This window comes from Micromonospora sp. NBC_00860, from assembly GCF_045207375.1.
GTDB classification, from domain to species: Bacteria; Actinomycetota; Actinomycetes; order Mycobacteriales; family Micromonosporaceae; genus Micromonospora; species Micromonospora vinacea.
On sequence record NZ_CP108825.1, the window covers coordinates 527129 to 551597 of the forward strand.

Annotated in this window: 25 protein-coding genes; 19 read left to right on the plus strand and 6 right to left on the minus strand. The window is 72.8% G+C overall.

Going from position 1 to position 24469, the window contains the following annotated elements; genetic code table 11:
- The first annotated feature begins 26 nt into the window (after window positions 1-26).
- From OH804_RS02535 to OH804_RS02545, 3 genes are all read left to right on the plus strand, one after another.
- Entirely contained in the window at window positions 27-1058 is a 1032-nt protein-coding gene (locus OH804_RS02535; RefSeq protein WP_406062481.1) for a hypothetical protein, read from the plus strand.
- A gap of 95 nt (window positions 1059-1153) precedes the next feature.
- Window positions 1154-2809: an AAA family ATPase gene (locus OH804_RS02540; RefSeq protein ID WP_406062483.1), complete on the plus strand. Its 1656-nt coding sequence runs from the start codon at window positions 1154-1156 to the stop codon at window positions 2807-2809.
- Between the two features lie 56 nt (window positions 2810-2865).
- On the plus strand, window positions 2866-3696 hold the full coding sequence (locus OH804_RS02545; RefSeq protein ID WP_196918895.1) for a DUF2567 domain-containing protein: 831 nt from the start codon (window positions 2866-2868) through the stop codon (window positions 3694-3696).
- On the opposite strand, the gene OH804_RS02550 is transcribed toward OH804_RS02545, so the two are convergent.
- Window positions 3611-4315, minus strand: a complete 705-nt coding sequence (locus OH804_RS02550; RefSeq protein ID WP_406062485.1) for an LON peptidase substrate-binding domain-containing protein — start codon at window positions 4313-4315, stop codon at window positions 3611-3613. The two genes, OH804_RS02545 and OH804_RS02550, sit on opposite strands and share 86 nt — an antisense overlap.
- A gap of 106 nt (window positions 4316-4421) precedes the next feature.
- Between OH804_RS02550 and hisD the strand changes: the two genes are divergently transcribed.
- The 12 genes from hisD to hisF all read left to right on the plus strand — a co-directional run bounded on the left by hisD (window position 4422) and on the right by hisF (window position 12636).
- A complete protein-coding gene (gene hisD / locus OH804_RS02555) occupies window positions 4422-5747 on the plus strand; it encodes a histidinol dehydrogenase (protein WP_406062487.1) in 1326 nt (441 codons plus the stop codon).
- Window positions 5744-6817, plus strand: a complete 1074-nt coding sequence (locus tag OH804_RS02560; protein WP_406062489.1) for a histidinol-phosphate transaminase — start codon at window positions 5744-5746, stop codon at window positions 6815-6817. The genes hisD and OH804_RS02560 overlap by 4 nt, the downstream gene beginning before the upstream one ends.
- Window positions 6814-7425, plus strand: coding sequence for an imidazoleglycerol-phosphate dehydratase HisB (gene hisB / locus OH804_RS02565; protein WP_030334475.1), 612 nt, complete (start codon window positions 6814-6816; stop codon window positions 7423-7425). The genes OH804_RS02560 and hisB overlap by 4 nt, the downstream gene beginning before the upstream one ends.
- A gap of 58 nt (window positions 7426-7483) precedes the next feature.
- Complete coding sequence (locus OH804_RS02570; RefSeq protein ID WP_196918891.1) at window positions 7484-7654, plus strand: hypothetical protein; 171 nt, start codon at window positions 7484-7486, stop codon at window positions 7652-7654.
- A 13-nt stretch (window positions 7655-7667) separates the two neighbouring features.
- Complete coding sequence (hisH, locus tag OH804_RS02575) at window positions 7668-8300, plus strand: imidazole glycerol phosphate synthase subunit HisH (protein ID WP_406062492.1); 633 nt, start codon at window positions 7668-7670, stop codon at window positions 8298-8300.
- 36 nt (window positions 8301-8336) lie between these two features.
- Complete coding sequence (locus OH804_RS02580) at window positions 8337-8660, plus strand: hypothetical protein (RefSeq protein ID WP_196918889.1); 324 nt, start codon at window positions 8337-8339, stop codon at window positions 8658-8660.
- A gap of 14 nt (window positions 8661-8674) precedes the next feature.
- On the plus strand, window positions 8675-9400 hold the full coding sequence (gene priA / locus OH804_RS02585; RefSeq protein ID WP_091407754.1) for a bifunctional 1-(5-phosphoribosyl)-5-((5-phosphoribosylamino)methylideneamino)imidazole-4-carboxamide isomerase/phosphoribosylanthranilate isomerase PriA: 726 nt from the start codon (window positions 8675-8677) through the stop codon (window positions 9398-9400).
- On the plus strand, window positions 9397-9786 hold the full coding sequence (locus OH804_RS02590; RefSeq protein WP_112582733.1) for a RidA family protein: 390 nt from the start codon (window positions 9397-9399) through the stop codon (window positions 9784-9786). Before priA ends, OH804_RS02590 begins: the two co-directional genes overlap by 4 nt.
- Window positions 9787-9866: 80 nt before the next feature.
- Complete coding sequence (locus OH804_RS02595) at window positions 9867-10313, plus strand: MarR family winged helix-turn-helix transcriptional regulator (protein WP_406062495.1); 447 nt, start codon at window positions 9867-9869, stop codon at window positions 10311-10313.
- A 5-nt stretch (window positions 10314-10318) separates the two neighbouring features.
- Window positions 10319-10750, plus strand: coding sequence for an organic hydroperoxide resistance protein (locus tag OH804_RS02600; RefSeq protein ID WP_406062497.1), 432 nt, complete (start codon window positions 10319-10321; stop codon window positions 10748-10750).
- A 46-nt stretch (window positions 10751-10796) separates the two neighbouring features.
- Complete coding sequence (locus tag OH804_RS02605) at window positions 10797-11795, plus strand: NADP-dependent oxidoreductase (protein ID WP_406062499.1); 999 nt, start codon at window positions 10797-10799, stop codon at window positions 11793-11795.
- Between the two features lie 73 nt (window positions 11796-11868).
- Window positions 11869-12636, plus strand: a complete 768-nt coding sequence (hisF, locus tag OH804_RS02610) for an imidazole glycerol phosphate synthase subunit HisF (RefSeq protein WP_112582731.1) — start codon at window positions 11869-11871, stop codon at window positions 12634-12636.
- A gap of 4 nt (window positions 12637-12640) precedes the next feature.
- On the opposite strand, the gene OH804_RS02615 is transcribed toward hisF, so the two are convergent.
- Together OH804_RS02615 and OH804_RS02620 are read right to left on the minus strand one after the other, a co-directional pair.
- On the minus strand, window positions 12641-13102 hold the full coding sequence (locus OH804_RS02615; RefSeq protein WP_196924558.1) for a hypothetical protein: 462 nt from the start codon (window positions 13100-13102) through the stop codon (window positions 12641-12643).
- A gap of 101 nt (window positions 13103-13203) precedes the next feature.
- Entirely contained in the window at window positions 13204-13905 is a 702-nt protein-coding gene (locus OH804_RS02620; RefSeq protein WP_406062501.1) for a YitT family protein, read from the minus strand.
- 59 nt (window positions 13906-13964) lie between these two features.
- On the opposite strand from OH804_RS02620, the gene OH804_RS02625 reads away from it, so the two are divergent.
- Together OH804_RS02625 and OH804_RS02630 are read left to right on the plus strand one after the other, a co-directional pair.
- Window positions 13965-15419, plus strand: a complete 1455-nt coding sequence (locus tag OH804_RS02625; RefSeq protein ID WP_196924556.1) for a PLP-dependent aminotransferase family protein — start codon at window positions 13965-13967, stop codon at window positions 15417-15419.
- 88 nt (window positions 15420-15507) lie between these two features.
- Window positions 15508-16812: a low temperature requirement protein A gene (locus tag OH804_RS02630; protein ID WP_307788803.1), complete on the plus strand. Its 1305-nt coding sequence runs from the start codon at window positions 15508-15510 to the stop codon at window positions 16810-16812.
- Between the two features lie 45 nt (window positions 16813-16857).
- On the opposite strand, the gene OH804_RS02635 is transcribed toward OH804_RS02630, so the two are convergent.
- From OH804_RS02635 to OH804_RS02645, 3 genes are all read right to left on the minus strand, one after another.
- Complete coding sequence (locus tag OH804_RS02635; RefSeq protein ID WP_406062503.1) at window positions 16858-18684, minus strand: AMP-dependent synthetase/ligase; 1827 nt, start codon at window positions 18682-18684, stop codon at window positions 16858-16860.
- Between the two features lie 137 nt (window positions 18685-18821).
- The gene (locus OH804_RS02640) at window positions 18822-19697 is read right to left on the minus strand and encodes a terpene synthase (protein WP_406062505.1); all 876 of its coding nucleotides are present in this window, start codon (window positions 19695-19697) and stop codon (window positions 18822-18824) included.
- Window positions 19698-19895: 198 nt separating this feature from the next.
- Complete coding sequence (locus tag OH804_RS02645) at window positions 19896-20525, minus strand: TIGR03085 family metal-binding protein (protein WP_196924552.1); 630 nt, start codon at window positions 20523-20525, stop codon at window positions 19896-19898.
- 172 nt (window positions 20526-20697) lie between these two features.
- Here OH804_RS02645 and OH804_RS02650 point away from each other — a divergent pair, with 172 nt between their 5' ends.
- Window positions 20698-22581 carry an ABC transporter ATP-binding protein gene (locus OH804_RS02650; RefSeq protein ID WP_196924551.1) on the plus strand — a complete coding sequence of 628 codons (1884 nt, stop codon included), beginning with the start codon at window positions 20698-20700 and terminating at the stop codon, window positions 22579-22581.
- A gap of 55 nt (window positions 22582-22636) precedes the next feature.
- On the plus strand, window positions 22637-24427 hold the full coding sequence (locus OH804_RS02655; protein WP_406062507.1) for an ABC transporter ATP-binding protein: 1791 nt from the start codon (window positions 22637-22639) through the stop codon (window positions 24425-24427).
- Window positions 24428-24469 lie beyond the last annotated feature (42 nt).

Consider the following 24469-nt stretch of genomic DNA (forward strand, 5'->3'; position numbering starts at 1 on the left):
ACCGTTCCACAGAGGGGATCTCGCCCGTGCGCGCCGGCAACCTGCTGCGGCAGCTGGACCAGCGGCTGCTGCCGCCGCTGACCCGGGCCGTGGCCCGGCTGGGCGACCGGTCGGCGCGATCCGGTGTGCTCAGCTGGGCCGCCGTGCTCTCGGCGGCGGCGGTGCTGGGCACCGCGGTCTGGGCCGTCGACGACACTCCGGTCGGCGACCGGACGGTCGGCGAGGTGACCCGGGTCGGCGTCGCCGACGGCGACTCCGTCCCCGGCTACCTGCGGTCCGCCGCGGCCGACCTGGCCGCGCTGCCCGGGTCCGCCCCGGCCGCCGAGGGCGGGACGTACGCGCTGGTCACGCTCGAGGCGTACCTGCCACCGCAGCGGCTGGCGACGGTGCTCGGCGACGTCGGGGTCTCGACCGTCTTCGGGCGGGTTCCGCTGCCCGGCAGGCAGACCGAGATCGTCAAGATCCCCGCGCTGCGGGTGCCCGACGACGTGGTCGCCGGTATGCGGCAGGTGGCGGCCCGCAAGGAGACCGAGGCCGCCGACTACCGGGCCAGGGCCGCCGCGGTCGACGGCGACGGGGTGGGCGAGCGGGAGTTGCGGGAGCAGTACGCCAGCGGCGCCGAGGTGGCCGCCGCCGAGGCGGCCGCGTACCGCACCGGCTGCGCCTGCGTCTACGCGGCGGTGGTTCGCGCGACGCCGGTGGCGCTGCGCGGCGTCGCCGCCCGGCCGGACGTGCGGGCGGTCGACCCCGCCCCCGAGGTGTACCGGTTGGACCGCACGGTCTTCACGCCACCCCTGCCCGAGCAGTTCGACGTGGTGCGCCCGCCGGCCGACACCGGGTCGAGCCCCGCACCGACCCAGACCGAGCGGCCGGCGCCGGCGATCACCGCACCGGCGCCCTCGGCCCCCGTGGGCGAATCGTCGGAACCCGCACCGGTCGTGACGACCCCGTCACCCGAACCGTCGAAGCCGGAGCCCACCGAGTCGGCGCCGCCGAGCGCCACCACCTCGCCGGACACCACCGTCGCCGAGCAGTCGTCGTCGCCACCGTCGTCGTGATCTGCGTCGGCTGGTGTGCGCTCTGAGGTGTGGTCCGAATAGGGTTGGGTTCGTAGCCTGTCAGACAGAGATCGATGGCGCTGGGAGGGCGGGCCGTGGAGGGCAGTGAGACCGGCTGGGGCCGGCCGGCCGAACCAGCGCCGCGGTGGCGCGCGTTGTTGGACCGTGCCCGGCTGGGCGGTCGCGGCACGGAGCAGACCGAGCCGGAGCGGCACGGTGAGGAGCCGCCACCGGATCCGCTGCCACGGCGTGCGGCCCCCAACGGCTACGCCGGGCGGGCACCCGCCATCGGGCATCCGGCCGACCTGTCGTACGGCGCGGAGCCTGGTTACCGGGCCGAGGCGACCTACCGGGTCGACAGTGCCTACCGGGCCGAGCCCGCCTACCGGGCGGAGCCGGCGTACCGCGCGGAGCCGGCGTACCGGACCGAGCCGGGTTATCAGGCCGAGCCGGACTATCGAGCGGAGCCGGCGTACCGGACCGAGCAGCCGGACTACCGCGCTGAGCCCGGCTACCGGGCTGAGCCGGGCTACCGCGCTGAGCCGGGCTACCGCGTCGAGCCGGGTTATCGCGCTGAGCCGGACTATCGCGCCGAGCCGGGCTACCGCGCCGAGCCGGACTACCGGGCCGAGCCGACGTACCGGCCCGAACCCGAGCCGCCGGCGCGCGGCCCCGACCCGGTTCCGTCGCGCTACGCCTTGCTCGACAACGGCTACCGGCCGGGCGACCCGCCGATCGAGTCGCGGTACGCGCTGCTGGAGACCGGCTACCAGCCGGAGACCGGCTACCCGGCCGCCGCGCCGCCACCCCCGCCGATCGCCCCGCCGCCCGCGCCGCCGGTCGTCCTACCCGTTCCGCCGGCACCCGCCCCGGCGGTCGGCTCGGCGGTCGCCGAGCGTGCCTACCCGGCGCGGATCGAGTGGCGGCCACCGGCCGTGGACCCGGAGCAGGAACGCGCCAACGGGGTGCTCCAGCGGGACCTGGGCACGCCCCGGGTGTTCGCCTTCGCCAACCCCAAGGGCGGGGTGCACAAGACCACCGCCACAGTGCTCGCCGCAGCGACCGTCGGCAGCGTCCGCGGCAAGGGCGTGCTGGCCTGGGATGACAACGAGCTGCGCGGCACCCTCGGCCTGCGCGCCGGCAGCGCCCGGCACGCCCGGACGATCCGGCACCTGATCAGCGACCTGGCCCAGATCGAGATCCTGGAGGGCGCGACCCTGCTGGACCGGCTGGACGACTACCTGCGGCACGCCTCCGACGGCTCGTACGACGTGCTGGCCGGGGAGGAGAGCCCGCGCTTCGCCCAGCGACTGGACCAGTTCACCGTCCGGCGGGTGCTGGAGCTGCTGCGGCGCACCCACGACGTGGTCTGCGTGGACACCGGCAACAACGTGGAGAGCCCCAACTGGCGCACGGTGATGCAGGCCGCCGACCAGCTGGTGGTGACCACAGTGCCCAGGGAGGACGCGGCGTTCAGCGCGGACTGGATGCTCGACCTGCTGCATGAGGAGGGCATGGGCGAGTTGGCGGACAACGCGATCACCCTCATCTCCTGCCCGACCCCGGGTCGCTCGACCCTCCAGGACGACCTGGAGCGGCACTTCGCCACCCGTACCCGGGGCGTGGCCGTCGTGCCGTACGACCCGGCTCTGGAGACCGGGTCGTCGATCGAGTACCACCAGCTCCAGCCGGAGACCCGGCAGGCGTGGCTGCGGGCCGCGGCGATGATGGTCGAGCCGTTCGCCCGGTGAGCTGGTCTGCCGCCACCGGAGCCCCGGCCCCGCACCGGGCCTGAGAGGATCATCGGGTGAGCCCGGACAACCCCGACCCTGAGCGGCCCGTCGACGAGCCCGACCAACCCGCGCCACCCCGTACGCCGGACGAGAAACCGTCGCAGGTCGACCCGTCGGCGGAGACGGCGCCGAGCGGGTCCGACCCTGGCCAGGTGCCGGCCTCGGCGGCGTACCAGAGCTCGCTGGAGCTTCGGTTCGACGAGCCGCGTCGACCGCTGCGTGCCGTGGCGACCGTGCTGGGGGCCGTGCTCGCGCTGGCCGCGCTGGGTGTCCCGCTCGGGTTGCTCTGGGCCGCGCTCGCGCCGGACACTCCGGTGCTCAAGACCGCCGAGGGGGCGATCTACGCCGAGCCGCAACCGGAACAGCCGATCGCCGCCGACGGCTGGTTCAGCCTGCTCGGGCTGGCCTTCGGGCTGATCGTGGCGCTCGCCCTGTGGTTCGTGCTGCGTCGGCGGCGCGGCCCGGTCGGGCTGCTCGCCGCGGTGCTCGGCGCGCTTGTCGCCGCGCCGGTGGCCTGGCAGGTGGGGCGACGGATCGGCCTGGCGACCTTCGACCGGTTGCTGGCCACCGCCCCGGCCGGGCAGGCGTTCAGCAAACCCGCCGACCTGCGCGCCGGTGGGGTGGACTGGCTGCTCGGCGTGCTGCCGGTGCCGCACGGCAACCTGCTGCTGCCGGCGTTCGGGGCCGCTGTCATGTACACCCTGCTGGCCGGCTGGTCGCGGTGGCCGGGGCTACGCCCGGAGCCCGAGCCGGGGGAGTTCAGTTGGGTGTCGGCGGGGACGCCAGCTCCGACAGCGGCACCGGAACCGCCCGCACCTGACGCAGCAGAGCCGCCTCGCGGTTGAGCAGCCGCAGCTCGGCGCGGAGCCGGGAGGCGGTGTCGTCGATGGCCAGCAGCCGCTGCCGGTCGTCGACGGTGAGCGCCGCGGTCGCCGCCACCAGGTGCGAGAGCACGGTCGGGTCCTCCGGCAGTTGCTCGGAGATCTCCTCCGGGTCGGAGCGGATCAGGCCGAGGTACTGCCGGAACACAGCGATCACCCGGGCGGCCAGCAGATCGGCCACCTCGTCCGGGCCGCCCGGGTCGGGCAGCCACTCGACGTCGGCGGTCAGGTAGGGCTCGGCGCTGTCGTCGACCTCGGCGATCCGGAACCGACGGCGACCGACGGTGACGATGTCGAAACCACCATCGGCCAGCTCGGTCACCTGGCGCAGCTCGGCGGTGCAGCCCACCTCGTGCAGCGTCACCTCGCCGACGCCCGGCGTCGCCCGGCCGCCGGGACCGGCGGGCGCGACCTCCCAGCCGGCCTGGATGGCCACCACGCCGAACTCCCGCGGGGCGCCCTCGGGCAGGTCGACCAGGTGTCGGACCAGCGCCCGGTAACGCTCCTCGAAGATGTGCAGCGGCAGCACCAACCCGGGAAAGAGCACCGTTGCGAGCGGGAACACCGGCAGCCGTGCGGTCACATGGTCGAGCCTAACCAATCTCGACCCCGGGGGCGTGGCCCGGCTCACCGTCCCGGCGGACGGGCGGCCCGGGTGGACGTCGGGCCGGCCGCCTAGACTCGCAAGGGTGCTGAATCGGATCGACCTGCGCGACGGTCTCGGTGACCCGCGCCGCCTGCTGCCCCGTGCCCAGCTCGACGTGTCCGTCGCCGTCGAGCGCATCCGGCCCCTGGTGGAGGCGGTCCGTGAGCATGGGTACCCAGCGATCCGGGAGGCGAGCGAACGGTTCGACGGCATCTCCCCGGAGGTGCTGCGGGTGCCCGTCGAGGCGATCACCGCTGCGGAGGGCGTGCTCGACCCGGCGGTGCGTGCCGCGCTGCTGGAGTCCATCGCCCGGGCCCGTCGGGTGCACGCCGACCAGCGGCGCACCGACCACACCACCCAGGTGGTGCCCGGCGGCACTGTCACCGAGCGGTGGCTGCCGGTCGACCGGGTCGGCCTCTACGTGCCCGGTGGCCTGGCGATGTACCCGTCGACGGTGGTGATGAACGTGGTGCCGGCCCAGGCGGCCGGGGTGCGCTCACTGGTGGTGGTCAGCCCGCCGCAGAAGGACAACGGCGGCCTGCCCGACCCCCGGGTGCTCGCCGCGTGCGCGCTGCTCGGCGTCGACGAGGTGTACGCGGTGGGCGGGGCCCAGGCGGTGGCGATGCTGGCGTACGGCGCTGCGGTGGACCCGGCGGGTGAGCTGCGGTGCGACCCGGTCGACCTGATCACCGGCCCCGGCAACATCTGGGTGACCGCCGCGAAGCGGCTGCTGCGCGGCGTGGTCGGCATCGACGCCGAGGCCGGGCCGACCGAGATCGCCATCCTGGCCGACGACACGGCCGACCCGGCGCACGTGGCCGCCGACCTGATCAGTCAGGCCGAGCACGACCCGCTCGCCGCGAGCGTGCTGGTCACCCCGTCGGTGGCCTTGGTCGAGGCGGTCGAGGCGGAGTTGGCCCGGCAGGTGCCGGCGACCAAGCACACCGAGCGGGTCACCACGGCGCTGACCGGTGAGCAGAGCGGCGTGGTCCTGGTCGACGACCTCGAGGCGGGACTGCGGGTGGTCGACGCGTACGCGGCCGAGCACCTGGAGATCCAGACGGTCGACGCCCGGGAGTGGGCGCTGCGCGTCCGCAACGCCGGGGCGATCTTCGTGGGCGCCTGGTCGCCGGTGTCGCTCGGCGACTACTGCGCCGGGTCCAACCACGTGCTGCCCACCGGAGGCTGTTCCCGGCACTCCTCCGGCCTGTCGGTGCAGTCCTTCCTGCGCGGCGTGCACCTGATCGAATACACCGAGGCCGCGCTGCGCGACGTGGCCCCGCACGTGGTCACCCTTGCCAACGTGGAGGACCTGCCCGCGCACGGCCAGGCGGTCCAGGCCCGCTTCCCGGGAGGGGGACCGGCGTGACCAGCCTGGACGATCTGCCGATCCGCGCCGACCTGCGCGGGCTGTCGCCGTACGGGGCGCCGCAACTGGACGTGCCGGTGCGGCTCAACACCAACGAGAACTCGCACCCGGTGCCGGAGCCGGTGGTCGAGGCGATCGGCAAGGCGCTCGCGGCCGAGCTGCGCGAGCTGAACCGCTACCCGGACCGGGACGCGGTGGCGCTCCGCGCCGACCTGGCCGAATATCTCGGGCACGGGCTCACCGTCGACCAGGTGTGGGCGGCCAACGGCTCCAACGAGATCCAGCAGCAACTGCTCCAGGCGTTCGGCGGGCCGGGGCGCACCGCGCTCGGTTTCGTTCCGGCGTACTCGATGCACCCGCTGCTGGCCCTCGGCACCAGCACCCGGTGGGTGCCCGCGGCGCGCGGCGTCGACTTCGGGCTGACCGCCGCGGAGGCGGTCGACCAGGTCCGCGAGCACCGGCCGGACGTGGTCTTCCTCTGCTCGCCGAACAACCCCACCGGCACGGCACTGGACCCGGCGGTGATCGCCGCGGTGCTCGACGTCGCGCCCGGCATGGTGGTCGTCGACGAGGCGTACGCCGAGTTCGCCCGGCCGGGGACGGTCAGCGCCCTCGCGGTGCTGCCCGGCCACCCGCGGCTGGTGGTCACCCGGACGATGAGCAAGGCTTTCGGCTTCGCCGGCGGCCGGCTGGGTTACCTGGCCGCCGACCCGGCGGTGGTGCGGGCGGTGCAGCTCGTCCGTTTGCCGTACCATCTCTCCGCGCTCACCCAGGCCGCCGCACGCGCGGCGGTGGCCCACCGTGATGCCCTTCTCGGTACGGTGAGCGCGATCATGGCGCAGCGGGACCGGATCGTGGCGACGCTGCGCGAGCGGGGGTTGCGGGTCGCCGACAGCGACGCCAACTTCGTGCTCTTCGAGGTGGGCGGCGACCAGACCGTCGTCTGGAACGCCCTGCTGGCGCAGGGGGTGCTGGTCCGTGACGTCGGCCTGCCCGGCTGGCTGCGGGTGACCGCCGGCACCGCCGCCGAGACCGACGCCTTCCTTTCTGCAATGGAGACTTCGCAATGAGTCGGACCGCCCGGGTGGAACGGATCACCAAGGAGACCAAGGTCCTCGTCGAGATCGATCTCGACGGCACCGGTGCCGCCGAGATCAGCACCGGCGTCGGTTTCTACGACCACATGCTGCACCAGATCGCCCGGCACGGCGGCTTCGACCTGACCGTGCGCACCGTGGGTGACCTGGAGATCGACGCGCACCACACGATCGAGGACACCGCACTCGCCCTGGGCGCGGCGTTCGACCAGGCGCTGGGCGACAAGGCCGGCATCCGGCGGTACGGTTCGGCGACGGTGCCGATGGACGAGGTGCTGGTCCGGGCCGCCGTGGACCTCTCCGGTCGGCCCTACGTGGTGCACGACGAGCCGGTGCTCGCGCCGTACATCGGGCCGGTGTACGCGACAAGCATGACCCGGCACATCTGGGAGTCCTTCGGCCAGGCGGCCCGGGTCACGCTGCACGTCGACGTGCTGCGGGCGGCCCGGCCGGGTGGTCACCCGGACGCGCACCACGTGGTGGAGGCCCAGTTCAAGGCGGTCTCCCGTGCGTTGCGCGAGGCCACCTCGATCGACCCGCGTTCGGCCGGGGCGATCCCGAGCACGAAGGGCGCGCTCTGATGAGCGCGAGGAGTGCAGCGAAGCGGAGCCCCGCAGTCGCGAATGGAAGGCGGGTCTGATGGGCGGCGCGTTGCCGACGTTGCTGCTGATCCTGGCCGGGGTGCTGGTCGGTGGCACCTGGTCGCTCTACCGGCAGGGCGCGCCGAAGGCCGCCGTGTTGATCACCGCGGCGCTCGCGGTGCTCGCCACTGTCGCCGGGGTGCTGCGGCTGCTGCCGGAGAACGGGTGATCGGGGTGACGACATGAGTGACGTGGTGGTGCTCGACTACGGTTCGGGCAACCTGCGATCGGCGGAGCGGGCGCTGGCCGCCGCCGGAGCGGACGTCCGGGTGACCGACGACCTGGCCGCGGCGGCTGCCGCCGACGGTCTGGTGGTGCCGGGTGTGGGCGCGTACGCGGCGTGCATGGCCGGGATCGAGGCGCTGGGCGCCGGCCCGGTGATCGCCGAGCGGGTGGCCGCTGGCCGGCCGGTGCTCGGCATCTGCGTGGGCATGCAGGTGCTCTTCGAGCACGGCGACGAGCACGGCGTGGTGACGAAGGGGCTGGGGTTGCTGCCCGGCGGGGTGACCCGGCTGGCCGCCACCCGGTTGCCGCACATGGGCTGGAACACGGTCCGGGCTCCCCGGGAGTCGGTGCTGTTCGCCGGGCTGACCGAGGAGAGCCGGTTCTACTTCGTCCACTCGTACGCGATGGGCGACCCGGCGGCGCTGGCCGCTGCCGGTGCCACTGTGACCACCGCCCACCACGACACGGATTTCGTCGCGGCGGTGGAGCGCGGCTCGTTGTCGGCGGCCCAGTTCCACCCGGAGAAGTCCGCCGACACCGGTGCCGCGCTGCTGCGCAACTGGCTCGCCACGTTGCCCAGCGGTGACTGAGCGTCGTCGCGCGGTGCCCGACCGCCGGGTGTCGCGGTGAGCCGGGAGCGCGCCCGCCGGCGGGCGGAGCGGGAGGCGCAGCAGGCCCGGGAGCGGGCGGTCCGGCAGCGCCAGGTCGCTCGCCGGCAGCGCCGTCGCGCTGTGGTCCGCGGGTTGACGCCGCGGCTGCGGCGGGGTCGCTCTGGGCGGCTGGCCCGGCACACTCGGGGTGAGCGGGCCGCGATCGTGCTGCTCACCGGCGCGGCGTTGATCCTGATCTGGACGTTCGTCGACAACATGGCGTTGCGTATCGCGCTGATCGTGCTCTTGCTGCTCGTACTGCCGGCGATCGTCGTGATCGCCCTGGACCGTCGTACCTGATCGAGGAGAAGACCTTGAGCCTCACCCTGTTACCCGCCGTGGATGTCGCTGACGGCCGGGCTGTCCGGCTCGTGCAGGGCGCCGTCGGAAGCGAGAGCATCTACGGCGACCCGTTGGACGCGGCGCTGGCCTGGCAGCAGGACGGCGCGGAGTGGATCCACCTGGTCGACCTGGACGCGGCGTTCGGTCGGGGCACCAACGCGCACCTGCTGGCGGAGGTGGTGCGGCAGTTGGACGTGAAGGTGGAGCTCTCCGGCGGTATCCGTGATGACGAGTCGCTGCGCGCGGCGTTGGGCACCGGGGCGGCCAGGGTGAACATCGGGACCGCCGCCCTGGAGGACCCGGTCTGGTGTGACCGGGTGGTCGCGGAGTACGGCGACCGGGTGGCCATCGGGCTGGACGTGCGGGGTCACACCCTGTCGGCGCGGGGTTGGACCCGCGACGGCGGTGACCTGTACGAGGTGCTGGAGCGGCTGGACAAGGCGGGCGCGAGCCGGTACGTGGTCACCGACATCACCAAGGACGGCACGATGCGCGGGCCGAACCTGGATCTGCTGCGCGAGGTGTGTGCCCGTACCGACCGGCCGGTGATCGCCTCGGGTGGCGTGTCCACACTCGATGACCTGCGGGCGTTGGCGACCCTGGAGTCGGCCGGGGTGGAGGGCGTGATCGCCGGCAAGGCGCTCTACGCGGGTGCCTTCACTGTGGCCGAGGCGCTGCGGACGCTGGCCGAGGCGTGACGACGACCCGGCTGGGGTCGGGTGGCCCGTGGGAGCAGCGCTACGGCTACTCCCGGGTGGTCCGGGCCGGTGAGCGGGCCTGGACGGCCGGGTGCACGGCGACTGTGGACGGGCGGGTGGTGCACGTCGGTGACGCGGCCGCGCAGACCGCGCAGGCGCTGCGGATCGGGTTGGCCGCGCTCGCCGAGGTGGGTGCGGAGCCGGGCGACGTGGTTCGGACCAGGATGTACGTGACGGACCGGTTGCACGCCGACGAGGTGGGCCGGGCGCACAACGCGGTGTTCGGCGCGGTCCGGCCGGCGGCGACTCTGGTGGTGGTGGCCGGTCTGCTGGACCCGGAGCACCTGGTGGAGGTGGAGTTGGAGGCGTACCTCGGCGATCGCTGAGGTACGCCGCCCTGCGGCCCTGGCGGTCACCCGCGCCCCGATAAGTTGTGCACAATTTAATTGTGGGCTACGGTTCGGCGGTGACCGATGACCTGCTGTTGCGCCGACAGGTGTGCTTCGCGCTCTACGCCGCGTCGCGTGCCCTGACCGACGTCTACCGGCCGATCCTCGACGAGTTCGGGCTGACCTACCCGCAGTACCTGGTGCTGCTGGTGCTCTGGGAGCGCCCCGACGACGCCCCCACGGTGTCCGAGCTGGGCACCGAGCTGCGACTGGACTCCGGCACGCTCTCCCCGCTGCTCAAGCGGCTGGAAGGAGCGGGCCTGGTGGTTCGGCGGCGGTCGGCGCGGGACGAACGGCGGGTCGAGGTGGGCCTCACCGAGCAGGGGCTGGCGCTGCGGGAGCAGCTCTGCGACGTCCCGCTGCGGATCGCCCTGGCCACCGGGCTGGGCATCGATGAGCTCGTCGCGTTGCGCGACACGCTCACCCGGGTCACCGACACCATCCACCGACAGAAGGAGCAGTGACTCTCATGCAGGCTGTCTACACCGCGTCCGCGACCGCTACCGGCGATGGCCGCGACGGCCACGTCGAGACCTCCGACGGCACCCTCGTGCTCGACCTGGCCGTGCCGAAGGAGATGGGTGGCGCCGGCGGTGCCGCCAACCCCGAGCAGCTCTTCGCCGCCGGCTACGCGGCCTGCTTCCACAGCGCGCTGCGGCTGGTGGGTCGTCGGGCCAAGGCCGACGTGAGCGGCTCCGTCGTCGCGGTTGAGGTGGGCATCGGCCCGAACGGCAGCGGCGGTTTCGGGCTCACCGTGCAGCTCGTCGTCGACCTCCCCGCCGTGTCCCGCGAGACCGCCGAGCAGATCGTCGAGCAGGCCCACCAGGTCTGCCCGTACTCGAACGCGACCCGCGGCAACGTCGACGTCACGCTGACCGTCCGCGAGACCCTGGCCGCGTGACCTCGCGGCCCAGGCCCCCATCCGCGGACGAGAGGACGACCACCCCGTGACCAGCAACCGCGAGATCCACCTGGCCAGCCGCCCCCAGGGCTGGCCCACCGAGGACACCTTCCGGCTCGTCGAGACCGAGGTTCCGACGCCCGGACCGGGCCAGATCGTGGTCCGCAACCAGTACATGTCCGTCGACCCGTACATGCGGGGACGGATGAACGACGTCAAGTCGTACGTCGCGCCGTTCGCCCTCGACGCGCCGCTCGACGGTGCCGCGATCGGCGAGGTGGTGGCCAGCGAGGCGGCGGACATCGCCGTCGGGACCACAGTCCTGCACGGGCTGGGCTGGCGGGAGTACGCGCTGCTCGACGCCACCGCCGCCCGGCCGGTCGACCCGAGCGTCGCCCCGGTCAGCGCGTACCTCAGCGTGCTGGGCATGACCGGGCTGACCGCGTACGCCGGGCTGCTGGAGGTCGCCGCGATGAAGCCCGGCGAGACGGTGTTCGTCTCCGCCGCGGCGGGCGCGGTCGGCAGCCTGGTCGGCCAGATCGCCAAGCTCAAGGGCGCTGGCCGGGTGGTCGGCAGCGCTGGCTCCCCGGCCAAGGTCGAGCGGCTGCGGGCCCTGGGCTTCGACGCCGCCTTCGACTACCACGACGGGCCGGTCCGTGAGTCGTTGCGGGCGGCCGCCCCGGACGGTGTCGACGTCTACTTCGACAACGTCGGCGGCGATCACCTGGAGGCGGCGATCTCGGCCATGAACCTGCACGGCCGGGCCGCGATCTGCGGCATGATCTCGCAGTACAACGCCACCGAGCCGTCGCCCGCGCCGCGCAACCTGGCGCTGGTCATCGGCAAGCGGCTCACCCTGCGCGGCTTCCTGGTCAGCGACCACAACGACGTGCGGGGGGCGTTCGTCAGCGACGTCGCCGGCTGGCTGCGCGAGGGCACGCTGTCCTACGACGAGACGATCGTGGACGGCATCGAGAACGCCCCGGAGGCGTTCATCGGCGTGCTGCGCGGCGACAACCTCGGCAAGATGCTCGTCAAGGTGTGACCCAGGCCTCGTTAACGGCGGTCGACCCGATCGGGTCGACCGCCGTGCCGCGGGCGGAGGATAGGCTCGCGGCATGACGGTGGCGGTGCGGGTGATCCCCTGTCTGGACGTGGACGCCGGGCGGGTGGTCAAGGGGGTCAACTTCCTCGACCTGCGCGACGCCGGCGACCCGGTGGAGTTGGCCGCCGCCTACGACCGGGCCGGCGCGGACGAGCTGACCTTCCTCGACGTCACGGCGTCCTCCAGCGACCGGGGCACCATGCTCGACGTGGTGCGCCGCACCGCCGAGTCGGTGTTCATCCCGCTGACCGTCGGCGGTGGGGTCCGGCAGGTCGCCGACGTGGACACGCTGCTGCGTGCCGGCGCGGACAAGGTCGGCGTGAACACCGCCGCCATCGCCCGTCCGGAACTGATCGCCGAGATCGCCGACCGGTTCGGCCGGCAGGTGCTCGTGCTCTCCCTCGACGTGCGGCGCTCGCCGAACGGCGGCACGCCCAGTGGCTTCGAGGTCACCACCCACGGGGGTCGGCGTGGCACCGGCATCGACGCGGTGTGGTGGGCGCACCGGGGCGCCGAGTTGGGCGCGGGGGAGATCCTGCTCAACTCGATGGACGCCGACGGCACCAAGGCGGGCTTCGACCTGGAGTTGATCGCCGCCGTGCGAGCGGTGGTGGACGTGCCGGTGGTGGCCAGCGGCGGCGCCGGCGAGGTGGCCCACTTCCCACCCGCGATCGGCGCCGGCGCGGACGCGGTGCTCGCCGCCAGCGTCTTCCACTTCGGCGAGCTGACCGTCGCCGAGGTCAAGGACGCGCTGCGCCTCGGCGGCCATCCGGTGCGCTGAACCCTCAGCGCTCGCCGGAGTGCCCCTCCGGTGACCGGCGCGGGCTGGGGATCGAACGGACCGCGTACTCCTGAACGGCGGCCGCGTGGTCGGCCTCGTCCAGGATCCAGTCGGCGCTGCCAGGCGCGTGCCGGCGGGTCAACACTCCCTGCACGGTGTCCACCATCGTCGCCACACCCGCGCGCGGGCGGGTCCGCCACAGTTGCTCGCCCTCGGCGGTGATCCGGAACCAGCCGTCGGCGACGCTGACCAGCCCGGCGCCGACCAACCGCTGGACCGCGGCCTCCACCTCGTGTCGCTGCGGAATCGCGTGGTTGAGGTGGTCGGCGGTGGAGAGCACGTCGGTCAGGCGGACGCCCTCCGGCCGCCGGCTCGTCGCCGACCGACGGTGCCGTCCGGCCCCACTCGCGATGACGAGCGACACGAAGATCCAGGCGTCGTTCCAGCGCCAACCGTTCTCCCCCATGCAGAGATGATGACGGCGCGCGTCGCGGAAGGGAACACCCACCCGCCAACCGGTGCGCGGCACCACCGCCACGTACCGGTTCGCAAACGGTCGGTGAGGGTTCAGCCGGCCGGGGTGGCCGGCGCGGGGCTACCCGGCGGGGGCGCGGCGCTGTCGGGTGCGGTGCCCTCCGGCACGGCGCTGTCGGGTGCGGTGCCCTCCGGCACGGCGAACAGCGGGATGAAGAACTGGGCCAACGGACCGATGGCCAGCGCGTACGCGACGGTGCCCACGCCGACCGTGCCGCCGAGCAGCCAGCCCAGCGCCAGCACGGTGACCTCGATGACGGTGCGCACCAGCCGGACCGACCGGCCGGGTCGGCGGGCCACGTACCCGGTCATCAGACCGTCACGGGGGCCGGGCCCCAACCGGGCGCCGAGGTAGAGAGCGGTGGCGGCACCGTTGGCGACGATCCCGGTGACCAGCATCGCGATCCGGACGCTGAGTGGGCCACCCGCGGGCAGCAGGGCCACCGTGGCGTCCACGACCAGGCCGATCACCACGACGTTGCTGACCGTGCCGAGGCCGGGCCGCTGCCGCAGCGGGATCCAGAGCAGCAGGACCAGCGCGCCGACGCCGATGGTGACAGTGCCGAAGGAGAGGTCGGTCAGCTCGGAGAGCCCCTGGTGGAACACGTCCCACGGGTCGAGGCCCAGGTGGGAGCGGATCATCAGGGCCATGCTGACGCCGTAGAGCGCGAGCCCGAGGTAGAGCTGGACCAGCCGTCGAACCGGCCGGTGCCGCAGATTGCCAAGCAGTGCCATGCATGCCACCCTAGGTGCCAATCCTCGTTGAGGAAGAAGCCAATATCCGAGGAGTGGCTATGACTGGGCAGGTGCGCGGCGTCCAATTGGCCCGTCTGCTCGGGCAGTGGCACGCCCTGCCGGGCCGCCGACGCAGCCCCGACTACGCCGCGCTGGCCGGCTCGGTGCGTGGGCTGCTCGCCGACGGCCGGCTGCCATTGGGCGTCCGCCTCCCGGCGGAACGGGAGCTGGCCGAGGCGCTGCGGATCAGCCGGACCACTGTCACCGCCGCCTACCGGGAGCTACGCGAGACCGGGCACCTGGCCAGCCGTCGGGGCGCCGGCAGCTGGACCATGCTGCCCGGCAACCACCGGGTGGCCAGCACCGGCCTGTGGACCCCGCTGGACGACCGGGAGATGCTCGACCTCGGCGTCGCCGCGCTGGCCGCCCCGCCGCAACTGCTGTCGGCCGCACGGGCGGCCACCGAGGACCTGCCCCGCTACCTGAGCGGGGCCGGTTACCACCCGACCGGCATCATCGAGCTGCGCGAGGCGGTGGCCGAGGCGTACACCGCCCGGGGTCTGCCCACCTCGGCCGACCAGATCATGGTCACCAGCGGCACCCAGCACGCACTGGATCTGGTGCTGCGGCTCGCCCTGGCACCGGGTGGCACCGTGCTGGTCGAGTCCCCGACCTACCCCAACGCCCTCGCCGCGCTGGCCGGCCGGCGGGCCCGGATCAGCACCCACGGTCTGGCCGCCGACGCCGGCTGGGAGCCCGACCTGCTGCTGGGCAGTCTCCGACAGACCCGGCCCAACCTGGCCTACCTGATTCCGGAGTTTCAGAACCCGACGGGGCACCTGATGCCCGCCTCGCTGCGCGAGCGCGTGGTGGCCGCCGCGCACGCGGTCGGCACCGATCTGATCATCGACGAGTCCTTCGTGGACCTGTCGATGGACGGCACCGAGGTGCCACCCCCGGTCGCCACGTACGACCGGCACAGCCGGGTGGTCAGCATCGGCGGAATGAGCAAGCCCTACTGGGGTGGCCTGCGGATCGGTTGGGTGCGGGCGTCCGCGCCGCAGGTGCAGCGGCTGGCCGCCGTGCGGGTCGGGGTCGACATGGCCAGCCCGGTGCTGGACCAACTGGTCGCGGTGCACCTGCTCGCCGACGCCGAGGCCATCGTCGCCGACCGCCGCGTGCAGTTGTCCGTCCAGCGGGACGCCCTGCTCGGCGCGCTGGCGCACCAACTGCCGGAGTGGCGGGTCACAGTGCCACGCGGCGGTGTGACGCTCTGGGCCGAGTTGGACGGCCCGGTCTCGAGCGCGCTGGCCCGGGCCGCAGAGGAGGTCGGCGTACGCCTGGCCCCCGGCCCCCGGTTCGGCCTGGACGGCACCCTGGAGCGCTTCCTGCGGCTGCCGTTCACCCTGCCCGCGGCGGACCTCGTGGAGGCCGTCGGGCGGATCGCGGCGATCCGCTACGACCTGGACCGGGCCGGCCGCCAACGGTGGCGGGAGCCCGCCGTCATCGCCTGAGCCAGCGCCGAACCAACCACCGACATCCGCCGGCACCATTATGCCGGGAATATGTCATTCGCCCCAGCTCGGCTGCCAGACTCTCCTGGTGGACCAGGGTGGCGGGACACGCGGGGTCCGCCGCAGTGCGCCGGGCTCGCGGGCGACCCCGCTCGAACTCTTCTACGACCTGGTCTTCGTGTTCGCCTTCCTGCACGTCACCACGGCCACCGCGGGCAATCTGACTGTCCGGGGCCTGGCCCAGTGCCTGGTGCTGCTGGCCCTGCTCTGGTGGTGCTGGTCGGGGTTCGCCGTGCTGGGCAACCTGATCCGTACCGACCAGGGGATCGTCCCGGCGGTCGGCTTCGTCACCATCGCCGCCGCCTTCGTGCTGGCGCTGAGTCTGCCGAAGGCGTTCGTCGACCGTCCCGGTGGGCTGTTCGGTCCGCTGGTCTTCGCGACCTGCTACTTCCTGGTTCGGGTGAGCGAGAGTGTGATCTTCCTGTGGATCGGCCGCCGGAACCGCGACGTGCGTCGACGCTGGCAACTGCTCGCCCTGCCGGCGTTCGTGGCCACGAGCCTCATCGTGGTTGCCGGGTTGCTGCCGCAGCGACTCTTCGACGGTACGGCCGAGTCGGTGGCCCGCCTGCTGTGCTGGCTCGCGGCCCTCGGCGTGGAGTACGGGGCCGGACTGGCGCTGCGGGGCACCGGGTGGACGGTGCTCTCCGCCGGGCACTGGGCGGAGCGGCACGGCCAGATCGTCCTGGTCGCCCTCGGCGAGGCGATCATCGCGCTCGGGTTCAGCCCCAGCGCCACCGCCAATCTGCCGCTGACCTGGCCGGTGCTCTTCGCCGCGGTTCTCGGCATCGCGGTGGCCGCCGCGATGTGGTGGGCGTACTTCGACACACTGGCGCTCGGCATGGAGCAGACCCTGCACCGCACCCGCGACCCGGACGCGCGCGCCACCCTGGCCCGGAACGCCTACAGCTACCTGCACCTGCCGGTCATCGCCGGCGTCATCCTGTTCGCGCTCGGACTCAAGGGGTTGATCCACGAAGGCGCCGATCCCAACACACCGAGCTGGGGCGTTCCGCTGCCGAGCTTCGACCTGCTGGCGCTCTACGGTGGGGTCGCGCTCTACCTGCTCGCGCTCATCGTGCTCGGCCGGCTGATGCTCGGCGCCCCCCGCTGGCCCACCATCGGCGGGATCCTGCTGCTGGCCGCGCTGGTGCCGGTTGCCGGGTCGCTGCCGGAGCTGATCGCGTTGGGCATGTTGGCAGTGGCCACGATGCTGGCCGTGGCCGCGCAGACGGTCGTCGACTCGCGGCGCCGGGCCGGGGTCCGGCAGATGGCGTTCGAGGAGCAACTCGCCGCGGAAGAGGAACACACGAGGTGGCGGGGTCACCACCTGTGAGGGCCCCGTGCCGGCCTCCTCGCCGGCACGGGACCCTCGGTCGGCTCAGAGTTCGGCGAGGGTGCCGGCGTACATCTTGTCGATCTCGGCGGCGAAGTTGCTCTCCACACCACGCCGCTTGATCTTCAACGACGGTGTGATCTCGCCGTCCTCGATCGTCAGGTCGCGCGGCAGGATGGCCACCTTCTTGATCGTCTCCCAGCGGTTGAGCTTGGCGTTGAGCTGGGCGACGTACTCCTCGACCATCGTCTGGGCCTCAGCCGACGCGACGATCTCGGTGTAGCTGCGCCCTTCGAGGGGGCCGCCGGCGACCCAGCCCCGGACCGCGTCCGGGTCGAGGGTGACCAGCATCGTGCAGAAGTTGCGCGCCTGGCCGACGACGACCGCCTGCGAGGTGTACGGGCAGATGGCCTTGAACATGCCCTCGATGTGCGACGGCGCGATGTACTTGCCGCCCGAGGTCTTGACCAGGTCCTTCTTGCGGTCGGTGATGCGCAGGTAGCCCTGCTCGTCGAGGGTGCCGATGTCACCGGTACGGAAGAAGCCGTCCTCGGTGAACGAGGCGGCGGTCTCCTCCGGCAGGTTGTGGTAGCCACGCATCACCGGGCGACCCCGCACCAGGATCTCCCCGTCGGTGTCGATCTTGCACTCCAGGTCGCCCATCGCCCGGCCCACGGTGCCGATCCGCAGACCGGCCGGGGGGTTGACGAAGTTGCCGGCGCTGGTCTCGGTCAGGCCGTAGCCCTCGGAGATCGGCAGGTTCGCGGCGGCGAAGAAGGTGGCGATCTCCGGGCTGAGCGGTGCCGCGCCGGACACCAGCACCCGCATCCGGCCGCCCAGCCGGGCCTGGAGCTTGCTGAACACCAGCTTCTCGGCCAGCCCGTAGCGCAGCTTCAGCCCGGCCGGCACCGGCTTGCCGGCCTGCTCCAGGGTGACCTTCTCCTTGCCGACGCCGACGGCCCAGCCGAAGATCTTCGCCTTCGCGCCGCCAGCGCCCTGCGCGGTGGTCACGGCCTTGTTGTAGACCTTCTCGAAGACGCGGGGGGCGCCGCACATCAGGGTCGGACGGATGACCGAGAGGAGGTCGACCAGCTTGTCCACCCGCCCGTCGACGTAGGTGGGCAGGCCGACGTGGATGGCGCCGCACAGCAGGGTCTTGCCGAACGAGTGGGCCAGCGGCAGCCACAGGTACTGCAGGTCGTCGTCGCGCAGCAGCCCGACCTCCGCCTGCGCCACGGCCTCCCAGCACCAGCCGCCGTGCAGCAGCTCGACGCCCTTGGGTTGGCCGGTGGTGCCGGAGGTGTAGATAAGGGTGGCCAGGTGGTCCGGGCCGATGCCCGCCACCAGCATGTCGATCAGCTCCGGCTCGGCGGCCAGCGCCTGGACGCCGCGCTCCTCCAGGTCGGCGAGCGTCAACTGCGTGATCGCGGCGGTCGGGTCGACCGCGCCGTCGAGGAGCACCACATGGGTGAGCGCGGGCACTGTCGCCCCGGCGATCTTCGCCGCCTGGGCCGGGTTCTCCGCGAACAGCACCTTCGACCCGGAGTCGGCGATGATGTACGTCGCGTCCGCCGGCTCGGTGGTCGGGTAGACGGTGGTGGTCGCGCCGCCGGCGCACATGATGCCGAGGTCGGCGATCACCCACTCCAGCCGGGTGTTGGCGAGGATCGCGACCGGGTCCTCCTGGCCGACGCCCAGGCCGTGCAGGCCGGCGGCGACCGCCTTGGCGCGCTGGCCGACCTGCGCCCAGGTCAGCCAGACGGGCCCCGAGTCGTCAGGGTTCGGGGACGCGAACGCGTTCCGGTCGGGGGTGGCCGCCACGCGCTTGAGGAACATGTCCGGGATGGAGCGGTACGGTACATCGAGAGCCATCGCTGTAGCCGCCTTCGGGGGTGGTGGCGTGACGGTCGTCACGTCATGATGGTTACCGAAGAGTATTGCGTGGCACCGTGCATCGGCTAGTCCTGGTGATCGTCCGGCCGTCCCATCCCACCAACCGGTACGGCCGATCAGGCGTACCGGGCGGCCACCACCGACCAGTCGTAGGTGGCCCGGACCCAGTTGCGCCGAGTGGCCAACACGTCGCGCATCCCGTCGTCGCCGGCGGCGCGGAGCACCTCCTCCGCGTCCAGGTACGTCGCCAGCCCCTGGTTGAACCGGTGCGCCGCACTCCGGAGCGCGGTCGCCTCGTCGGCGTTGCTGGCCTGGGCGATCACAGTGACCAGGTTGTGCGCGTCCGGGTCGGCCTGGCTCTCCTTGCCGTAGGAGAAGAGGTCGTTGCACCAGCAGACCAGGTCCACCGCCAGAAGGTCCAGGGCGACCAGCCCGGGGTCGGCCCGCTGGGCTGGCCCCGAGGGCCGCGTCGACGCCAGGTCGGTCAGGGTGAGGCAGGGGTGCACCCCGCCGATGTGCCGGCGCAGCTGCACGTACTCCGCAACCTCGGGCACGCGCCGACGCTCCCGGTTGGCCGCCTCCCAGAGCAGCGCCAACAGGTACTCCCGCATCTGGCTGACGAACCGCAGCAGCAGTCCGGCGTGAGCGTGCAGTCGGGTCCGGCGGCAGAGGTCGTGCAACGCGTCGCCCAGTGGCCCGACGGCGGGCGGTGCGGCGTCCGGGTCACCGCACCGGTCCAGCACGTCGAGCAGGGTGCTGATCGCCGGGCCCAGTCGGGTCGGGTCGGCGCCGAGGCCGTCCTCGTCGCAGGCGTCGTCCATCACGAAGAGCCAGCTGATCAGGTCGGTGAGCAGACGCAGGCCCTCCACCGAGCCGTCCGGGCAGGCGCGGCCGGCCAGCCCGGCGGCGTCAGCCCGTTCCAGCCGACGCACACGTTGGCTGGAATCGACCAGCCCGAACGTGCCGGCCCAGTCGATGCTCTCACTCGCCACCTGGTCCGTGGCCCCATGGCGCCCGGTGGGAAACGGGGGTTCCCGCAGCGCCGAAATCGCGAAGTCCCGCACAATGTGCCCCCACTCCGTGCCGCTCGGCGCGGAGCGGCGCGGTGAAGCGTACGGGAGGAAGTATCAATGTGTGTCGCTGGGTGTGGAATTTCTACAGTTATCCCGTGACCGTTTATGCACAAACAGTCACATGCCCAGGTTGGCGGCGCGCAGTCGCCGAGCCGCCTCCGCCGAACCGTTGAGTTGGACCCGGGCGACCCGTTGCCGGCCGGAGAAGAACAGCACCAACTCCGCCGGGGCGCCGACCAGGCGCAGCGGCTCACCACCGCGACCGACGGAGACCTCACCATGGCCGGGCGCCTGCACGTAGAGGTCCGCCGGAAAGCGGCGCAGTGCCAGCCGGGCCATCGGAGCGGCCCGCTTCCAGAGCGCGCTCTGCAGGCCGACGGGCAGATCGCGCGGCTGCCACCCGGAGCCGGCCCGCCGGACGTCCTCGTGGTGGATGAAGAACTCCATCGTGTTGGCCAACTCGTCGGTCACCGGGTTGCTGATCGGGCTCCACAGCGGCGGTCGCCGCACCTGCGCCACCAGGTCGGGATAGGGCCCTGCGGCGAGTCGCCGACGGACCCGCTCGGCGTAGCCGCGCAGCGGCGGCAGCACGATCCCGCCCGCCGCGTCCGGACGGCGCTCCCGCAGCACCAGATGCGCGGCCAGGTCACGGGTCGCCCAGCCTTCGTTGATCGTCGGGGCGGACGGCCCGAGGGCCAGGAGAAGATCGGCCAGCGCCTCGCGCTCGGCTCGGGCGTACCGCGGCATGGCCCGATCGTAGGCCCGGTGGCCCGTCGGCGCGCGACAGCGGACGCCGGTCGGCGCCGACGGTACGCCGACGTCCGGTACGTGACGGTCGACATATCCGGTCAGGGTCGGCGGTGCTGGCCCTGACCGGTAAGGATGAGGGAGATAATTGCGGCTTACGGCGGGGGAGAGCGTGGCGAGCAAGACAAGTCGGGACGTTCTCAGTCGAGGGCTGGGCGTCCTGCGACAGGCGATCCGTGAGCAGCCACGGATCTTCTCGGTGGCGGTCGTCGGCAGCGTGCTCTTCGGCGGGATGATCATTGTCAGCGCCCGGGTCGTCGGGTCGGTCATCGGTGAGGTGGCGCTTCCGGCCATCGAACGCGGCGAGGTGGGCGCCGGCACCCTGGCACTGGCCGCTACCGCGTTGTTCGGGATCAGCGTGCTGCGGGTGGCGGGCATCTTCGGCCGCCGGCTCGGCGCCGGCTACATGCAGTACCGACTCCAGGCCTCCTACCGCCGCAGGGTCACCCGCCGGTACCTGGAGCTGCCGCTGTCCTGGCACCACCGCAACTCCACCGGCACCCTGCTGTCCAACGCCAACTCCGACGTGGAGGCGGCCTGGTATCCGATCGCGCCGCTGCCGTTCGCCGTCGGCACGTTGGTGATGCTGGTCGGCGCGATCGTGTCGCTCTTCGCCACCGACTGGGCGCTCGCCCTGGTCGGCCTCGCGGTCTTCCCCGCGCTGTTCGCGCTCAACGTCGTCTACTCCCGCCGGATGGCCCCCCGGCAGGCCCGGGCGCAGCGCCTGCGCGCCGAGGTCAGCGGGATCGCCCACGAGAGCTTCGACGGCGCCCTGGTGGTCAAGACGATGGGCCGCGAGGCCCAGGAGACCGCCCGGTTCGCGGGCCGCGCCGGTGAGTTGCGCGACTCGCTGATCGCTGTCGGCCGGCTGCGCGGCATCTTCGACCCGCTGCTGGAGACGCTGCCCAGCCTCGGCACCCTCGCCGTACTGGTGGTCGGGGCGTTCCGGCTGCGCCAGGGCGCGATCAGCGTGACCGAACTGGTCAGCGTGGCCTTCCTCTTCACAGTGCTGGCCTTTCCGGTGCGGGCCATCGGCTGGGTGCTGGCCGAGCTGCCACGCAGCGTCGCCGGCTGGGACCGGGTGCGCCGGGTGCTCGACGCCACCGGCGAGATGCCGTACGGGCAGCGGGTGCTCGATAGGGCCGGCGCCGGTCCGGCCACCCTCACCTTCGACGACGTGCACTACTCCTACCCGCCGGCCGAAGCACACCCGCCCGGCGCGCAGGTCCTCGGCGAGGTCGGCTTCACGGTGCCCGCCGGTCGGACGGTCGCCCTGGTGGGGCCCACCGGCGCCGGCAAGTCCACCATCGCGTCGCTGGCGGTGCGCCTCGTCGACCCGGACTCCGGCACCGTGTGCCTGGACGGCGTGGACGTGCGCGAGCTGACCTCCGCGTCGCTGGCCGGCACTGTGGCCCTGGTCGCCCAGGTGCCCTTCATCTTCGACGACACGGTCCGCGCCAACATCGCCCTCGACCGGCCCGGTGTCGACGACGAGGTGGTCTGGGCGGCGCTGCGGCTGGCCGAGGCGGACGGTTTCGTCGCCGCGCTGCCCGACGGCCTGGACACCATGGTCGGCGAGCGGGGCACCTCGCTCTCCGGCGGTCAGCGCCAGCGGCTCACCCTGGCCCGCGCGCTGGCCGGTCGACCGCGCCTGCTGGTGCTCGACGACGCGACCAGCGCTGTCGATCCTCGAGTGGAGGCGGCCATCCTGGCGGGGCTGCGGTCGTCGACCGCGGCGGCGGGGGTTCCGGCCGCGTCGATCCTGGTGGTGGCGTACCGCCGGGCCACCATCGCGCTCGCCGACGAGGTCATCTACGTGGAGCAGGGCCGGGTGGTCGCCCGGGGCACCCACAGCGAGTTGTTGGCCACCGTGCCCGGCTACGTCGACCTGGTCACCGCCTACGAGCAGGCCGAGGTCGAGCGTGCGCAGGAAAGTTCGTACGGCGACGACGTGGCGCCGCTGCCGTCGGGCCTGGAAATCGAGGTGGATCGGTGAGCGCGAGGAGTGCAGCGCAGCGGAGCCCCGCAGTCGCGAACGAAAGGCGGGCCCGGTGAGCGCGGCTACGGAAACGAGTGACACGCAGGAGGCGCGGGAGGAGACCACCTGGCAGACCCTGCGTCGGGGCCTGGCGCTCTCGCCGGAGCTACGGATCGGCCTGGTCGGCACGCTGGGCCTGGCGTTGGTCTACATGGTCGGTCGGGTCGCCGTGCCGGTCGCCGTGCAGCAGGGCATCGACAAGGGCCTCGTCGGCGGTCTGAATCTGAACGTGGTCTGGACGGTGGTGGCGATCACCGCGGCGATCCTGACGATCACCACGCTCTGCGGCTACCTGATGATGCGCCGGCTGTTCACGGTCAGCGAGACGGCGCTGGCCAACGTCCGGACCCGGGCCTTCCGGCACGTGCACGACCTGTCGATGTTGCACCAGCAGTCGGAGCGGCGGGGTTCGCTGGTCTCGCGGGTGACCAGCGACGTGGACCAGATCACCCAGTTCCTCCAGTGGGGCGGGGTGATCCTGCTGGTCAACCTCGGTCAGCTGGTGGTCACCACCGCCGTCATGCTGGCGTACTCCTGGCAGTTGACAGTTGTGGTGTTGGCCGCGTTCCTGCCGGCGGTGTTCGTCATCCGGCAGTTGCAGCGCCGCCTCGGCAGCGCGTACGCGACGGTGCGCCAACGCACCGGCACGTTGCTGGGCGCGATCGGCGAGAGTGTGGTGGGCGCGCCGGTGATCAGGGCGTACGGCATCGCCGGGCGCACCGAGCGGCGGCTGGACGAGGCGATCGACAGGCAGCGGCTGGCGCAGCAGCGGGCGATCCGGATCAGCATCGTGGGCAGCTCGGTCGGGGAGCTGGCGGCGGGGGTGGCGCTGGCCGGCGTGGTGGTGCTCGGCGTGCTGTTGGGGGTGGACGGCACGCTGTCGATCGGCCAGTTGACCGCGTTCCTCTTCCTGGTGACGCTCTTCATCCAGCCGGTGCAGATCGCCACCGAGGTGCTCAACGAGGCGCAGAACGCGATCGCCGGCTGGCGTCGGGTGCTGGACGTGCTGGACGTCGCCCCGGACGTGGCCGACCCGGGGGAGCAGGGGCGGGAGTTGCCGGGCGGGCCGCTGGACATCCGGTTCGCCGGGGTGCGGTTCGCCTATCCGGGTGGTCCGCCGGTGCTGCACGACATCGACCTGGAGATCCCGGCGAAGAGCCGGGTGGCGGTGGTCGGTGAGACCGGCAGCGGCAAGACCACCTTCGCCAAGTTGCTGACCCGGCTGATGGACCCGTCGGACGGGGCGGTGCTGCTGTCCGGGGTGCCGCTGACGGATGTCCGGTTCGGCTCGCTGCGCTCCCGCGTGGTGATGGTGCCGCAGGACGGGTTCCTCTTCGACGCCACAGTGGGGGACAACGTCCGGTTCGCCCGGCCGGAGTTGACCGACGAGCAGCTGAGGGCCGCCTTCACCGAGCTGGGCCTGTCGGACTGGCTGGAGGGTCTGCCGGCGGGTCTGGACACCCCGGTCGGGGAGCGCGGCGAGGCGCTCAGCGTCGGGGAGCGACAGCTCGTCGCGTTGGCCCGCGCGTACGTGGCCGACCCGGACCTGCTGGTGCTCGACGAGGCGACCAGCGCGGTGGACCCGGCGACGGAGGTGCGGCTGCAACGCACGCTGGACGCGGTCACCCGGGGTCGGACCACCCTCGCGATCGCGCACCGGCTCTCCACGGCGCAGGCCGCCGACGAGGTGATCGTGGTGGACCGGGGTCGGGTGGTGCAGCGCGGCCCGCACGACGAGTTGGTCCGCGACGCCGACTCGGTGTACGGCCTGCTCTACGCCTCCTGGCTGGAGCAGACCCGGTGAGGTGCGGCGGTGTGGTGGACGCCGACGGGTGGGTGCTCTAGG